Below are 13,917 nucleotides of genomic sequence, written 5' to 3'. Positions count from 1 at the left end.
AGCGAGACGAGAAGGGTGGGCGTGATGTCGCGGGAGTTCGAGATCGGCAAGGAGGTCGTGCTCGACGCGACCCCGGAACAGGTGTGGCAGGCGATCGCCACCCCCGAGGGCACCGCGGGCTGGCTATGGCCGGTGGAGATCGAACCCGAGCCGGGCGGCCAAGCCGGGGAAGGGGCGTCGGTCGTCGCGGTCTGGGAGCCGGGCAAGCGGCTGGTCATCAAGGCCCCCGGGGCGGCGGAAGGCACGCTCGACGCGTTCGAGTACCTGATCGAAGCCCGCGACGGCGGCAGCACCGTGCTTCGCTTCGTACACAGCGGCGTCCTCGCCGACGACTGGGACGACGACTACGAGAGCCTCACCGGCCACGGCTGGGACATGTACCTGCACACCCTCGGCCAGTACCTGAAGTACTTCGCCGGCCGTCCCGCCACCTACGTCGAGGCCGAGGGGCCCGCCGCGTCCGCCGACCCCGGCGCGTTCCGGCTGCTGCTGGACGCGCTCGGGCTGACCGAGTTCGCCCTCGGCGACCGGGTGCGGCTCACCCCGGACGGCCTCGCCCCGATCGAAGGCGTGGTGGATTACGTCGTGCCGCCCGTGGACGGCCAGCCGGTGTTCCTCGGCGTACGCGCCGCCGACGCGATGTACCGGTTCCACGGCAGGGCCGTGCTGGGCATGCCGATCGCGGTCGGGCACCACTTCTACGGCGAGCCGGACGCCCCTTCGGCCTGGCACGACCTGCTCGAACGGGCGCTCGGCTGACCGCTACCGGGTGCGCACCTGGTAGGAGATCCGGATGGACCACCGCGCGGGGTCCGGCTGCTCGGCGGGGTCGGTCAGGTAGGACTCGAACCGGCAGCCCCAGACCTCGCGCCCGTCGCGGCGGCTGGTCTGCCATTCGAGGCCCTGCCCCGCGGCCCACTTGTCCAGCGCGGCATGCGAATGTCCCTGCTGGTCCGGGTGGCCGTGGTGCACCAGGGTCGCGTACCGGCCGGCCGGCATCGAGCCCGCGCGCACCCGCTCGTCCGGCGGCACCGGCCCGGTGACCGGGAAACCAACCTCCAGCTCGTACTTCTCGTCCATGCCGCCGAGCACGTGGTAGCGGAAGAACGGCGGACCGGCCGGTGCGATGCCGTGCCGCCCGAGCCAGCCCGCGACCTCCGCGACCAGGGCGTTCGCTTCGCCCCAGGTCCGCAGGGTGACCTCGATTCCGATCGCGGCGTAGGGCTGCTCGTCGCGGGTCTCCAACACCGGGTCGCGTTCGGTGCCGGCGAACGAACGGCCGGTGACGGCGAGCGTCTCCCGGAGGATCCGCAACCCCTTGGGGCCCATCCCGTGCAGCCGCCCGAGTTCGGCTTCGGTCACCTCGGTCAGCTGCTGCAGCCGGACGTAGCCGGCCGCGAGGAGTGCGCCCGTCGCCGGCCCGCCGAGGCCGGGCGGGAAATCGTGGTCCTTCGTGCTCATGGTGCTGGTTCCCTTTCCGCTGGACTGCCTTCAGCAGTGATACGGAGCGGCGGGCCGGAACTCATCGGTGGCCGCGCCGGCAGTCCGAACAACGGGAACAACCGCTCGGCTTCCAGGAACGAGGTGGTGCCGGTGATCCGGCCGCCGGCCACGTCCAGCACCACCAGCGCCCACGGCCGGTGCCCGCCGCGGTCCGGATCGGGCACGTACTGGCCGTAGGCGGGGAAGCCGTTGGCCATGGTCGCCACCATGCGAGAGCCGTGGCAGAAGCCGTCCGCGCCGCGCAGCGCCGCGGCGATCTGGTCCCGGCCGCGCAGCCACCAGGCGAACGGCGGCATGGCCATGGTGGCGTCTTCGTGCAGCAGGGAGGTGAGCTCGTCGACGTCGTAGCGTTCGAAGGCGTCGATGTACCGGGCGAGCAGGTCCCGCTGCTCCTCGTCCAGCGGCCGGAACGGCTCGGCGGGGTCGGGGGCGACGGCACGCAGGGTGGCGCGGGCCCGTTGCAGCGCGCTGTTGACCGAGGCGACCGTGCCGCCGAGCAGTGCCGCGACCTCGTCCGCGCGCCAGCGCAGCACCTCGCGCAGGATCAGCACCGCCCGCTGCCGGGGAGCCAGCCGCTGCAACGCGGCCACGAACGCGAACCGGATCGTCTCCCTGGCGACGGCCAGCTCGGCGGGATCGCCTTCCCCCGGCAGCACGCGGCCGTCCGGGATTGGCAGCAGCCACCGGTTTTCGGGCAGTGGCGCGCCCAGCGGGGTGCCGAGCGCCGAAGCGGGACCGAGGTCCATCGCGCGGGCGCGGCGCTGGGCGCTGCGCAGCATGTCGAGGCAGACGTTGGTCGCGATGCCGTACAGCCACGACCGCAGCGGCGCCTTGCCCTCGTCGAACCGGGCGAAGTTCCGCCAGGCCCGGACGAGCGTCTCCTGCACGGCGTCCTCTGCCTCGAACGCCGAGCCGAGCATCCGATAGCTGTAGGCGGTCAGCTCCCGCCGGTGGTTCTCCAGCCGGGGATCCAGGTCCGCCATCCGTCCGCCCTCCCTCTTCCGCTGAGGCAGCATTTCACACCGGCCTGCCGAACAACTTCGAGTTCTTGACAAATAAAATCGTCGGTGAGAGAGTGGTCGCATGTTCGAGGTGGCGGTGATCGAAGACCCGGCGGCGGCCGAAGTCTCGCTGGACCCGGTGCGGGCCCGGCTGCTGGCGGAACTGGCCGAACCGGCGTCGGCCACGATGCTGGCGGCCAGGGTCGGCTTGGCGCGGCAGAAGGTGAACTACCACCTGCGGGCGCTGGAGCGGCACGGGCTGATCGAGCTGGTGGAGGAACGCCGGAAGGGCAACGTCAACGAGCGGGTGCTCCGGGCGACGGCCACTTCCTACGTGATCTCGCCAGCCGCGCTGGCCGCGGTGCAGCCCGATCCCGCCCGCTCGCCGGACCAGCTCTCGGCGCGCTGGCTGCTGGCGCTGGCCGGCCGGCTGGTGCGGGACGTTGGCGCGCTGATCACCGGCGCCGCCAAGGCCGGAAAGCGGGTGGCCACCTTCGCGGTGGACGGTGAGGTGCGCTTCGCCTCCGCCGCGGACCGGGCCGCTTTCGCCGAAGAACTGGCCGGCGCGGTCACCACGCTGGTCGCCAAGTACCACGACGAGAAGGCGGCTGGCGGCCGGTCGCACCGGATCGTCGTCGCCCTGCATCCGAGTATCAAGAAGACGGAGGACTCCTGAAATGCCAAGGGAATTCGAGATCAGCAAGGAAGTCGAGCTGGCCGGGACCCCGGAGCAGGTGTGGGACGCGATCGCCACCGGGCCCGGTATCGACTCGTGGTTCATGGGGCCGCACGAGGTCGATCCACGCGAGGGCGGGCGGATCACGATGAAGCTCGGCGACTTCTCCGAGGCGTCCACGATCACCACCTGGGAACCGGGGACGCGGCTGGCGTATCGGACCGAACCCGGCGAAGACGGTTCCTTCCACGCCATGGAGTACCTGATCCAAGGCCGTGACGGCGGCAGCACCGTGCTGCGGTTCGTGCACAGCGGTGTGCTCAGCGACGACTGGGGCGCCGAGTTCGAGGACATGACCAGCTACGGCTGGGACAAGTACCTGCACACCCTCGACCAGTACCTCAGGTACTTCACCGGGCTTCCTGGCACTTTCGTCTACGCCGAAGCCCCTTCGGCGGCCGAGGGAACCGATCCCTGGGCGGTGCTCATCGCCGGCCTCGGGCTGACCGGCCCGTTCGCCAACGGCGACCGGGTTCGGCTCGCTCCGGCGGGGCTGCCGCCGATCGAGGGCGTGGTGGACTACGCGGTCCCCGGGTACCGCGAGCTGCTCGGCGTGCGCGGAAGCGAAGGGCTGTACCGGTTCCAGGGCGGTGGCCCGCAGCTCTACCTCGGGCATCACGTTTTCGGCGACGTGGACCGCGAGGTGGAGACGAAGGCGTGGCGGGACTGGCTCGAGCGGCTGTTCGCGAGCTAGCACGGCAGAATGCGCCCGATGACGGGTAAACAGAGTGCGGGGATCTTGCTGTTCCGGCGGACGGGCCCGCACCCGGAGGTGCTGCTCGGTCACATGGGCGGGCCGTTCTGGGCGCGGAAGGACGCGGGCGGCTGGTCGGTGCCCAAGGGCGAGTACGAACCGGAAACCGAGGCCGCCGAGGCCGCCGCGCGGCGGGAGTTCACCGAGGAGCTCGGCCTGCCGGTGCCCGACGGCGAGCCGGCCGAACTGGGTGCGGCCAAGCAGTCCGGTGGCAAGGTGGTGACCTTGTGGGCGCTCGAAGCCGACCTCGACCCCGCGCTGGTGGTGCCCGGCACTTTCGAGCTGGAATGGCCGAGGGGCTCGGGCCGGGTGCGGGAGTTCCCGGAGCTGGACCGAGTCGAATGGTTCGGGCTGGAGCAGGCGAGGGAGAAGCTGGTGAAGGGCCAGCGGATCTTCCTCGACCGGCTGGAGGAGCTGCTCACCTAGGGGTCGTGAGTGAAAAGTGTTGCCACAACAACACTTTTCACTCACGAGGTCAGGTGGCGTAGAGCTGGCCGAAGCGGATGCGGTTGCCGAAGGGGTCGCGGAGGCCGCAGTCGATGCCGTAGGGGCGTTCGGTGGGTTCTTCGGTGAACTCGACGCCCTTGGCGAGCAGGACCTCGTAGGTCTTGCGGCAGTCGTCGGTGGTGAGCATCAGCCAGCCGCCGGCCGCGCCCTTGGTGAGCAGGTCGCGGACCTGTTCCGCGGTGGCCGGGTCCAGCGCGGGCGGGCCTGGCTTTCCAGCAGAATCTGGCGGTCCGGGTGGCCGGGCACGCTCACGGTGAGCCACCGCATGAACCCGAGATCGGTGTCGGTGTGCACTTCGAGGCCGAGCTTGCCGACGTAGAAGTCGAGCGCCTCGTCTTGGTCGAGTACGAAAACTTGGGACTGGATGATCGCGTTGAACATGCGGCAGACGTTAGCCGCGGTCCGCCGCGAAAACTTATCCAGAACTGATCGGTCTGGTCCACGCCTTGGCGAAGCAGGTCGGTACGGCGGCCACCGGCCCGCGCTTGCGGTAGGCGGATGGTGACTCCCCGACGATGGCGTGGAACGTCCGGCTGAACGTGCCCAGGCTGCTGAAGCCGACCTCGTAGCAGATCTCAGTGATACTGCGGCCGCTCTCGCGCAGCAGGAACATCGACCGCTCCACCCGGCGGCGCTGCAGGTAGCGGTGCGGGGTCTCGCCGAAGGTGGCCCGGAACGTCCGGCTGAAATGCCCCTCGGACACATGCGCGATCCTGGCCAGCGCCGGCACGTCGAGCGGTTCGGCGTAGGCGCGGTCCATCGCGTCGCGGGCACGGAGCATCCGCCGGTTGGACTGCTCCGTCTCGCGGCTCACCGCCCGATCTCACCACAGATCGAGGGAAACGCCGGCGCGGCGCCCCCACGTCGGGGCGTGGGGGCGCCGGCCTCTCCGGTGCCACCGCCGGTCCCGCTGAGAACCGGCGCTGCCGGAGAGCTAGAGCGGGACTCTGGCGTCGAGATACATGCGCAGCTCGACGCCGAGGGCCGCCGCGTACGCCTGGAGCAGGGACACGCGCATGTCGGCGGTGCGGTCGCACCGTTCCAGTCGGCTGATCGTGGCCGCCGAGACCCCGGTTCGCTCGGCCGCTTCGGCAAGGGTGAGGCCCTGGGTCCGGCGGATCCGGCCGAGTTCGGCTGCGAGGTGGACCACCTGGAGCATGTCCCGGGCGGTCTGTCGTAACTGTGTCGGCGGGGTCATGACGCGCCCAGCATTCGGTGGCGCCACGCCGCCGCGCAGCCGGCGCAGTCCAGTGCGGCCGCGCGGTGGTCCGCGCCGGGCCGGACCTGGTAGCGCGAACCGCAGAGCAGGATCACCACGTTCCCGGACGGCGGGCTCGACCGGAGCCAGGTCAGGTGCCGCATGCCGCCGATCACCGGGGAATAGGCGCGGTACCGCTCTTCTTCCGCGCCGCTGCTCATAGTTCCGGCCCGCGGGAGCGCCAGCGGGTCCGGATCCGGACGGCGAGGGGCGTCCGGATCTGCACCAGCTCGTGGTGGGGATCGGCCAGGTGGACTCGTACGCGAACCGGCCGGTGGTGCCGCCCGCTCGTCTTCGATCCGACTCTCATGATCATCACTCGCATTCGCCGCTCTTACCTGTTGGCAACGACTGTAAGTCGCGGCTGTAGCTTACGCAACCCGGCTGCATCAGCGTATCGCGGCAAGCTGTACGTTTCCGGACATGACGGAGACCGGACCAGTCGCGGCGCGAGTACTGCTCGGCCGGGAGCTGGCAGAACTGCGAAACGCGGCGGACCTTAAGCCGGGGCCGGTGGCCGAGACACTGGGCTGGGACGCGTCGAAGCTGTATCGGGTCGAGCAGGGACAGAACACGCTCAAAGCCACTGAGGTGGACGAGCTTCTCCGGCTGTACAAGGCGGATAAGACGACCGCTGAGCGGATCAAGGTCATCGCAGCCGATGCTCGCAAGCGTGGTTCGTACGGCAAGGTGGCTGACTGGAGCAGGCACTACTACGGGCTGGAGCAGGATGCCACTGAGTTGGCGTTCCACCAGGACGTGCTGGTGCCAGGGTTATTTCAGACGAAGGACTACGCTCGCGCGCTGATCGGCACGTCGAAGACGATGGCGCCAAGCGACGTCGATCAGGCGGTGGAGACGCGGATCAAGCGCCAGTCACTGCTACATCGGACCAAACCGCCCGCCGTGCATCTCGTTCTCGGCGAAGCGGCGCTGCATCAACAAGTCGGTGGTCCGGCGGTGCTCGCCGAACAGTTGGATCACCTGGCGCAGCTCGCCCGGCTGCCGCACATCACGGTGCAGCTCTTTCCCTTCTCCGGTGGCGCGCATGCTTCCCTCGGACAGGGTTTCATCCTGCTGACGCTGGAGATCGGTGGCGAGCCCACGCGGTGGGTCTACCTCAGCGATCTCACGCGTGGCGAATGCCGCTCGGACCAGGCTCGTGTCCGCGTTTACCAGCTGACCTTCGATTCCTTGGTCGCGGACGCGCTTGGTGAGGCTGAGACAATAGCCAGGTTGGAGCAGGCAAGAGACGGCTTGAGGTGACCATGAATCGAGACTTGCCGGGCGCCGAGTGGCGCAAGAGCAGCTATAGCAACGGCAGCGACCCCGACAACTGCGTCGAGGTCGCGTTCGTGTCGGGCGGCGTCGCTGTGCGAGATACGAAGAACAGGGCGGCCGGGTATTTGGCGGTATCCCCGGTCGCGTGGTCCGTGTTCACGGCGCTGACCGCACCGCGGACTGACCCGAGGTGACCATGAGACGAGCCTTACCGGGCGCCCAGTGGCGCAAGAGCAGCTACAGCAATGGCGGTGACCCCGACAACTGCGTCGAGGTCGCGTTCGTGCCGGGCGGCGTTGCCGTGCGGGACACCAAGAACAGGGCGGCCGGGTACCTGGCGGTATCTCCGGCCGCGTGGGCGGCGTTCACGATGCGGACCGCTGACCGCGCCGCGAACTGACCGTCCACAGTGGAGCCCCCGGCGGCGTATCGCCGGGGGCTCCACTGCGCGTACCTATCCGGCGGGCGGGATGTTGTGGTTGAGGCGGAACAGGTTCGCCGGGTCGTAGCGGGCCTTCAGCTCGGTCAGCCGCCGGAGGTCTGCGGGCCGGTAGGCGGTGCGGACTTCCTCGTCGGCGGCGTTGCGGCCGTAGAGGAAGTTCACCGAGGTGCCGACGCTCCACGGTGCGACCAGGTCGGCGAACCGCCGGTGCGCCGGCAGCACCGGGTCGGCCCCGGCGTCGTCCAGGATCGACAGCATCGCCAGCACGAACGTCGCTTCCCGGTGCCCGACGGAGTTGGGCACCGCGGGTGGCTCCGCGAGCGCGCCGCCGAGGTGGCGGATTTCGAGCACGCACGCGTCCGGCGCGCCGGGGCCGGCCAGCTCCAGCACGGACCGGATCGTGGCCGGGTCGAGTTCACGCAGCAGGGCGTGCGTCGAGTGGTACGGCGCCGGCCGGTCCGGCTCGTTGTGGATGGTGCCGGACTCGGTGTAGGGCAGCTCGCCGATCGCGTCGATCAGCCGGGGGCCGACCTCGCGCAGCGGCGCGACCAGCCGTTCGCCCTCGGCGGCGTCGCCGAGGTAGGCGATCCGGACGTGCGCGATGTGCCGTCCGCGCAGCGGCTCGGGCAGCGCCGGCACGTCGGGCATCGGGACCATCGCCACCGACGAGGTCAGCTCGTCCGGCACGGTGGTGACCCATTGCCGGTAGGTCTCCAGCAGCGCCGGGATGTGCTCGGCGTCGAAGTACATGCCGCCGCCGTACAGTCGGGTGACCGGCACCAGGCCGATCTCCAACCTGGTCACCACGCCGAAGTTGGCACGGCCGCCGCACAACGCCCAGAACAGGTCCGGGTCGCTGTCCGGGGTGACCAGCCGCAGCCGCGCGTCGGCGGTGACCACCTCGATGGCCCGCACCCGGTCCACCGCGTAGCCGTACTTGCGGGCGAGCAGGCCGATGCCGCCGCCGAGCGTGTACGACACCGCGCCCACGTGCGGCGCGCTGCCGGAAAGCGGTGCCAGCTCGTGCTTCGCGGTCTCCTGGACCACCTGCGCCCAGCGCACCCCGGCGGCCAGCCACGCGGTGGCGCGGTCCGGGTCCACCTGGACCTCGGTCATCCGGCGGGTGGAGACCAGCAGGCCGCCGTCCGCGGCCAGCGGCAGGCCGTGCCCGGTGGCCTGCACCGCCACCGGAAGCCCGTGCTCGCCGGCGAACTCCACCGCCACGCGCACGTCCTCGGCGTCGACCGCGCCGACAACCACGTCCGGCCGGTGCCGGTCCGCGGTCTGGTAGCCCGACCGTTCCTCGTCGTAGCCCTCGTCCGCGGGCCGGAACACCGGGCCCTTGACCCGGTCCCTCAGTGCGTCCAGCGCGGGTGCCTCTATGTCGGCGCGGTTCATGCCACTTCCTTCGCTCTCGAAAACCTCTCCCAGCACCACCGTGCCCGTGCGGCGTCTAGAAGTCCAAGATCTGGATCATCTCGCTGTTAGCATTGTCAGTTATGGAACTGAGGCAGCTTGAGTACTTCGTGGCGGTCGCCGAAGAAGCGAACTTCACCAGGGCGGCGGCCAAGGTGCACGTGGCGCAGCCCGGGGTGAGTGCCCAGATCCGCAGGCTGGAACGCGAACTCGGCCAGCCGCTGCTCGACCGCTCCGGGCGCGCCGTGCGGCTCACCGAGGCGGGTGCCGCCGTGCTGCCCTACGCCCGCGCCGCGATCGCCGCGGTCAGCGGTGCCAGGCTGACCGTGGACGAGCTGACCGGGCTGACCCGCGGCCGGGTCGCGGTGGGCATGGTGAGCTCCTGCGCCTCGCTCGGCATGCCCGGTGTACTCGCCGGTTTCCACCAGCGCCACCCCGGCGTGGAGATCACGCTGTCCGAGGGCAACTCCGACGAGCTGCTGGCCGGCCTGCGCTCGGGCGGGCTGGACGTGGCCGTGGTCGGGCTGGCCGGTGCCGCCCCACCCGGCATCGGCACCCAGGTGCTGGTGGACGAGCCGCTGGCTGCCGCGGTCGGGCCCGATGACCCGCTCGCCGGCCGGCAGGTGGTGTCCCTCGCGGCGCTCGGGGAGCGGGCGCTGATGACGCTGCCGCGCGGCACCGGCGTGCGCGCCAGCCTGGACGCCGGCTGCGCCGCCGCGGGCCTGCGGCCCACCATCGCCTTCGAGGCGAGCGACCCCAACGTCCTCGCGGACCTCGCCGCCCGCGGACTCGGGGTGGCGGTGCTGCCGGAGTCGCTGGCCCGGTCCCGCCCCGGCGAGCTCCACGCGGTGACCATCGACCGTCCGCGGTTGCGCGGGAGGCTGGAGCTCGCCTGGCGGACCGACGGTCCGGTCAGCCCGGCGGCCACCGCTTTCCTCGGACATGCGCGAGCCGTGCTGGCGGGGAGCTGAACGGCGCGCGGGCTTCAGGCTGCGACGGCCCGCCCCCAGGTCGGGCCGTCTACCTCTACTGTGCCCGAGCCGTCGTGTGAGTTCCTGCAACAAACCTTGAAGTCCCTGGAAGGGGGCGGTGCGCCGGCCGAACCGGGACCCCGGATCACGCCTGCAGCGCCATCAGCTCGGCCGCGAATCGATCCAGAAAAGCGGCGTAACCGTCCGCTCGAACCTAGTCCCGCTCGGCGCCGTCCGGCCACACCACCGTGACCGGCAGACCACGTTCGCGGGCCGCGTGCACCACATCGGCGGTGCCGCCATGCCCGCCGGAAGGGCCGCCGTCCCAGACCGCCACCATCGCGTCCACGGTGTCCAGCACGCGCTCGCTGGCGGCCAGGTACGCCTCGCGGTTGGACTTGGTGAACGGCATGGTGTGCACGGTCGTGGACTTGCCGATCAAGGCGTCGAAGTCGGCGGCGCTGTCCGGCTTCACCTTGCGGTCCCGGTAGTCGGCGGCGGGCAGCACCACCTCGACCGCGCCGCCGAGGCCCAGCACGATGCGGGCGAACACCTGATCGGCGCCACGTGCCAGGCAGGTCACGCCGATCAGCTCGGCGCCCACGTGCTCGGCCAGCGCGGCACGGAGGCCGTCTGCGACCAGCGGCACGGCGGCGTCGGTCAGGTTCGAGTGGCCGGTGATTCCGATGCGGACCTTCATCGGACTATCTGATCACGGCCCGCTGTGCCGGTCACACCGTCCGGCATCAGGTGCGGGTGACCTCCAGTTCGGCGACCTGGCCGGCCGGCCAGCCGGTGTTGGCGGTGATGGCCAGCCGCACGAAGCGTTGGGTGGTGGCCGGGAAGGTGATCGTCGCGGTGTTCCCGGTCGCCGGGTCGAAGGTGTGACCCCGCGACGCGACGATCGTGCCGTAGTCGGTGCCGTTCCCGCTGCCCTGCACGGACAGCGTCTGGGTGCGGGCGCCCCAGGCCGGCGACGGCGGCAGCTTGAGCGTCACCTTGTCGATCCCGGTGGCCTCGCCGAGATCGACGGTCAGCGTCTGCGGGAGCGCGTTGTTCGTGCTTTCCCAGTAGGTGCCGGTGTCGCCGTCGTTCGCGTTGCCCGGCGGGAAACCGCCCTGCGAGCCGCTGGCCGTGATCGGCTTGCCCTTGGCCACGTTGCTGCCCGGTCCCGGTGGCACCGGCGGGCCGGAGTTCGGCGGCGGCCAGGTCGAGCAGTCGGTCCAGGTGCCGGTCCAGCCGGTGTTGCCCGAGCCGGTGAAGGTCATCTTCGGGGTGTTCGCCGGGTAGGGGCAGTTGTATGTACCGACCACGCCGACCCCGGTGGCGGTCAGGTTGCTGATCGACACCGTGCCCTGGGTCTGCGCCTGCGCGACGAAGGTGCCGGTGCGTTCGACGCTGACCCCGTCGATGGTGACGCCCTGGATCGGCTTGCCCTGCCCGTTGCCGTCGAGGAACTGCAGCGCCTCGTACGGGTTCTCGATGGTGCGCAGGTTGGTCACCCTGATGGTGGCGCCGGAGATCGCCTGGTCCCGCGCGTCGAACCAGAGCGCGCCGACGCCGAACTGCCAGTTCGGGTCCAGCGCGCCGGCCCGCAGGGTGATGTTGTCCGACACGGTGATCGTGCCGGACAACGGGGTCGAGTTGAACCGGTTCGCCACCGTGATCCCGCCGCCGAGCGGGTTGGTGTCCCGGACCAGGTTGCCGGTCACGGTGTTGTCCGAGCCGCCGTAGAGCGCGATGCCGTTGGCCAGGTTCGGCTGCACCACGGTGTTGTTCGCGATGGTGTCGCCGCTGTCGGAGACCCCGTTCGACCACAGCGCGATCGCGTCGTCCCCGTTGTTGCGCAGGAAGTTGTTGCGGATGGCGGAGTTCTTCACGTTGCCGTCGAAGTTGATCCCGTCCGCGGTGGTGTCGATGATCCGGTTGTTCTCGATGGTCAACCCGCTGGTCGCGCCGTTCATCAGCCACAGCCCGCACTTGGTGTGCTGGATCCACAGCCCCGACACCACCGACCCGGCACCGAGCACCCCGTGGAAGGCGTTGTCCGGACTGCCGTCATTGCGTTCGGTCACCTCACCGAAGACCGCGAAGTCGTGCAGCCCGATGTTGCCGGTGGCGCTGTTGTTGTTGAACACGTTGTTGCCGTGCAGCACCGAGTACCACTGGCCGGCGCCGCGGATGGTGACCTGGTCCACCTGCAGGGCGGACCCGATCTCGAAGGTGCCCGGCGGCACCCAGACCTCCTTGGCCTGCGCCTTCGCCGCGGCGATCGCGGCCCGGAACGCGGCCGAGTCGTCCGAGCCGTCGTCCGGGGTGGCACCGTGCGCGGTGACCGGCAGCGCGCCCGCCGGTGCCGTGCCGGCCGGGCCGACCTGCTCGAAGCCGGCCAGGTCGATCGTGTACGGGGTGGCGGTGTTCCCGGCGTCCACCTGGAGGCGGACCTTGTCGCCGGGGTTCACCGTGCGGCCGAGCAGGAGCCGGCTTTCGTCGTAGAGCTTGTGCGTCTTGGAGCCCTGGATCCACGGTGTGTCCAGGTAGCTGTACTTCGAGGTGACCGGCAGCGCCCTGTCCAGTTTGCCGCCGTTGACGTAGATCGCCAGCGTGCCCGACCTGCCGTCCGGCACGCTGTACCGGACGTTGATCGAGTTGGCCGCCTTCGACGGGGAGAACTCGACGTACTGGCCCTGGGCGGAAAGCTGGACGGCTTGCCGCCCGGAGGCCTCCGCGGGCAGGCTGCCCTGGGTGAGGTCCGGTCCGATCGCGGCGCCGTTGGTGGCCGCGCACTCCGCCTCGTATTCGGTGAACGGGACGGTCGCCCCGCCGGCGACGGTGGTCGGGCAGGCGGCGGTTGTGGCCGGGGCGGCGCTGGCGGCGCCCGTGGTGACCAGGCCGGACACCAGCACGGCGGCCGCCAGGATCACCTGCCCCGGTCTTGGACTTCCCTTGCGTCGCGGCTGTCGGTGGGCAGCATTGGCCACGGTGGGGGACATGGTGGGACACCTTTCTGTGCGGGGGCCGTTCAGAACTGGGCGGTCCAGTAGGCGGTCCGGTCCAGGTACGCGGTTTCGGCGGCCGCGCCGGTCTTCCCGTACGCGCCGGAGAAGGTGAGATAGCCGTGTCTCGTCGGCGGTGCGGAACGGGCGGGCTCGAGGGAGGAGCCCTCGTGCCACTCGTTGAACGAGGTGATCGACACCCAGTCCGGTTTTCCGCCGTTCGCGGGATCCAGCGCGTTGCGCCACTGGGTGTCGTAGGTGGCACCGTCATCGCGGCCGAGGGTGGGCGTGCCGTTGCCAGGCACCGCGCGGTCGTCGAGATAGCCGGGACCGATCGAGGGTGCCCAGACCAGCCCGTTGGCCCGGCAGAAGTCCGAGATGCCCCGCCAGCCGCCGGGGTTCATCGATGCCAGCACGTCGTAGGTGTACATCCCGCCGAAGTGCGCGACCTTGCTGACGTCGGTGGTCTGCGCCAGCACGATGCTGGTGGCCTTGACCTGGTCCAGCGCGCCCCAGTCGGCGATGCGCAGGCTCTCGAAGACGTAGTACGCGGCGCGGTTTCCGTGCGCCGCGTCCCGGTAGAAGGCGGGACTGCCGCCGTACTTTCCGGTGAGGTAGGAGATGTCCTGAACCACCGAAGCGGCGGTACGGCCCTGGTACGGCTCGATGTGCCAGGCCACCTTGATCCCGTGCCGCTCGGCAGCGGCGAGCACCACCGGTACCAGACCGTCCTCATAGGACCCCTGGCCCCACCAGCTGTAGACCAGGGTGCCAGTACCGGCGCGTCGCAGCCACGCCAGATGATGGTCCACTGTGGACGCCGAGCCCGAGTCGTAGGCGCCGAGCACGGGGTAGAAGTCGGCGCCGACGTCCTCCGGCGGGGTGTGCCCGCCCTGCTGCCAGTGCCGGTAACCGCCCGCCACCGAAGGGTTTCCGTACCACGGGTAGTAGAAGACGTGCGTCTTGGTGGAAAGCGCGGCTCCCTCGGCCTGCGGGGACAGCGCGGGGACGACGGCGGTCAGTACCAGGGCGAGAAGCAGGTGCAGCATGGC

At 70.5% G+C, this 13,917-nt stretch carries 18 protein-coding genes; 8 read left to right on the top strand and 10 right to left on the bottom strand.

The features are described from left to right. The first annotated feature begins 24 nt into the window (after window positions 1–24). Window positions 25–759, top strand: a complete 735-nt coding sequence (locus tag AMYNI_RS0102885) for an SRPBCC family protein (protein ID WP_026359982.1) — start codon at window positions 25–27, stop codon at window positions 757–759. Between the two features lie 3 nt (window positions 760–762). Here the strand turns inward: AMYNI_RS0102885 and AMYNI_RS0102880 are convergent, their stop codons facing one another. After that, window positions 763–1,461: a GyrI-like domain-containing protein gene (locus tag AMYNI_RS0102880; protein WP_020666463.1), complete on the bottom strand. Its 699-nt coding sequence runs from the start codon at window positions 1,459–1,461 to the stop codon at window positions 763–765. Further along, window positions 1,458–2,519 carry a sigma-70 family RNA polymerase sigma factor gene (locus AMYNI_RS43420; protein ID WP_084628244.1) on the bottom strand — a complete coding sequence of 354 codons (1,062 nt, stop codon included), beginning with the start codon at window positions 2,517–2,519 and terminating at the stop codon, window positions 1,458–1,460. Before AMYNI_RS43420 ends, AMYNI_RS0102880 begins: the two co-directional genes overlap by 4 nt. A gap of 67 nt (window positions 2,520–2,586) precedes the next feature. On the opposite strand from AMYNI_RS43420, the gene AMYNI_RS0102870 reads away from it, so the two are divergent. From AMYNI_RS0102870 to AMYNI_RS0102860, 3 genes are read left to right on the top strand one after another with little or no spacing between them, the layout of a single operon-like run. Further along, window positions 2,587–3,180 (top strand): ArsR/SmtB family transcription factor, encoded by a 594-nt coding sequence (locus tag AMYNI_RS0102870; protein WP_020666461.1) that lies wholly within the window; start codon window positions 2,587–2,589, stop codon window positions 3,178–3,180. Between the two features lies 1 nt (window position 3,181). Further along, on the top strand, window positions 3,182–3,934 hold the full coding sequence (locus AMYNI_RS0102865; protein ID WP_020666460.1) for an SRPBCC family protein: 753 nt from the start codon (window positions 3,182–3,184) through the stop codon (window positions 3,932–3,934). A gap of 18 nt (window positions 3,935–3,952) precedes the next feature. After that, window positions 3,953–4,420 (top strand): NUDIX hydrolase, encoded by a 468-nt coding sequence (locus AMYNI_RS0102860; protein ID WP_026359980.1) that lies wholly within the window; start codon window positions 3,953–3,955, stop codon window positions 4,418–4,420. A gap of 49 nt (window positions 4,421–4,469) precedes the next feature. Here AMYNI_RS0102860 and AMYNI_RS43415 read toward each other — a convergent pair whose 3' ends face one another. The 4 genes from AMYNI_RS43415 to AMYNI_RS0102840 all read right to left on the bottom strand — a co-directional run bounded on the left by AMYNI_RS43415 (window position 4,470) and on the right by AMYNI_RS0102840 (window position 5,920). Further along, window positions 4,470–4,763: a VOC family protein gene (locus tag AMYNI_RS43415; RefSeq protein ID WP_245573857.1), complete on the bottom strand. Its 294-nt coding sequence runs from the start codon at window positions 4,761–4,763 to the stop codon at window positions 4,470–4,472. A gap of 153 nt (window positions 4,764–4,916) precedes the next feature. Beyond that, window positions 4,917–5,282 (bottom strand): helix-turn-helix domain-containing protein, encoded by a 366-nt coding sequence (locus tag AMYNI_RS0102850; protein WP_084628632.1) that lies wholly within the window; start codon window positions 5,280–5,282, stop codon window positions 4,917–4,919. A gap of 153 nt (window positions 5,283–5,435) precedes the next feature. After that, window positions 5,436–5,660 (bottom strand): helix-turn-helix domain-containing protein, encoded by a 225-nt coding sequence (locus AMYNI_RS0102845; protein ID WP_026359979.1) that lies wholly within the window; start codon window positions 5,658–5,660, stop codon window positions 5,436–5,438. 35 nt (window positions 5,661–5,695) lie between these two features. Then, window positions 5,696–5,920 carry a hypothetical protein gene (locus AMYNI_RS0102840; RefSeq protein ID WP_020666456.1) on the bottom strand — a complete coding sequence of 75 codons (225 nt, stop codon included), beginning with the start codon at window positions 5,918–5,920 and terminating at the stop codon, window positions 5,696–5,698. Window positions 5,921–6,182: 262 nt separating this feature from the next. On the opposite strand from AMYNI_RS0102840, the gene AMYNI_RS43410 reads away from it, so the two are divergent. Genes AMYNI_RS43410 through AMYNI_RS0102825 form a run of 3 tightly spaced genes read left to right on the top strand, consistent with a single transcriptional unit; the run spans window position 6,183 to window position 7,440 of the window. After that, window positions 6,183–7,025: a helix-turn-helix domain-containing protein gene (locus AMYNI_RS43410; RefSeq protein ID WP_084628240.1), complete on the top strand. Its 843-nt coding sequence runs from the start codon at window positions 6,183–6,185 to the stop codon at window positions 7,023–7,025. A 2-nt stretch (window positions 7,026–7,027) separates the two neighbouring features. Next, on the top strand, window positions 7,028–7,234 hold the full coding sequence (locus tag AMYNI_RS0102830) for a DUF397 domain-containing protein (RefSeq protein WP_026359978.1): 207 nt from the start codon (window positions 7,028–7,030) through the stop codon (window positions 7,232–7,234). Window positions 7,235–7,236: 2 nt separating this feature from the next. After that, window positions 7,237–7,440, top strand: coding sequence for a DUF397 domain-containing protein (locus tag AMYNI_RS0102825; protein ID WP_020666453.1), 204 nt, complete (start codon window positions 7,237–7,239; stop codon window positions 7,438–7,440). 54 nt (window positions 7,441–7,494) lie between these two features. Here the strand turns inward: AMYNI_RS0102825 and AMYNI_RS0102820 are convergent, their stop codons facing one another. Further along, the gene (locus AMYNI_RS0102820; RefSeq protein WP_020666452.1) at window positions 7,495–8,880 is read right to left on the bottom strand and encodes an FAD-binding oxidoreductase; all 1,386 of its coding nucleotides are present in this window, start codon (window positions 8,878–8,880) and stop codon (window positions 7,495–7,497) included. A gap of 101 nt (window positions 8,881–8,981) precedes the next feature. Here AMYNI_RS0102820 and AMYNI_RS0102815 point away from each other — a divergent pair, with 101 nt between their 5' ends. Then, a complete protein-coding gene (locus AMYNI_RS0102815) occupies window positions 8,982–9,869 on the top strand; it encodes a LysR family transcriptional regulator (RefSeq protein WP_020666451.1) in 888 nt (295 codons plus the stop codon). Between the two features lie 214 nt (window positions 9,870–10,083). Here the strand turns inward: AMYNI_RS0102815 and AMYNI_RS0102810 are convergent, their stop codons facing one another. The 3 genes from AMYNI_RS0102810 to AMYNI_RS0102800 are packed head-to-tail and all read right to left on the bottom strand — an operon-like array spanning window position 10,084 to window position 13,914. Then, entirely contained in the window at window positions 10,084–10,569 is a 486-nt protein-coding gene (locus AMYNI_RS0102810) for a hypothetical protein (RefSeq protein WP_020666450.1), read from the bottom strand. A gap of 46 nt (window positions 10,570–10,615) precedes the next feature. Beyond that, window positions 10,616–12,862 (bottom strand): discoidin domain-containing protein, encoded by a 2,247-nt coding sequence (locus AMYNI_RS0102805; RefSeq protein WP_084628238.1) that lies wholly within the window; start codon window positions 12,860–12,862, stop codon window positions 10,616–10,618. 29 nt (window positions 12,863–12,891) lie between these two features. After that, window positions 12,892–13,914 carry a glycoside hydrolase family 99 protein gene (locus tag AMYNI_RS0102800; RefSeq protein ID WP_020666448.1) on the bottom strand — a complete coding sequence of 341 codons (1,023 nt, stop codon included), beginning with the start codon at window positions 13,912–13,914 and terminating at the stop codon, window positions 12,892–12,894. Window positions 13,915–13,917: the final 3 nt, after the last annotated feature.

The organism is Amycolatopsis nigrescens CSC17Ta-90 (assembly GCF_000384315.1).
Classification (GTDB): domain Bacteria; phylum Actinomycetota; class Actinomycetes; order Mycobacteriales; family Pseudonocardiaceae; genus Amycolatopsis; species Amycolatopsis nigrescens.
This window is presented reverse-complemented; position numbering and strand designations above follow the sequence as displayed.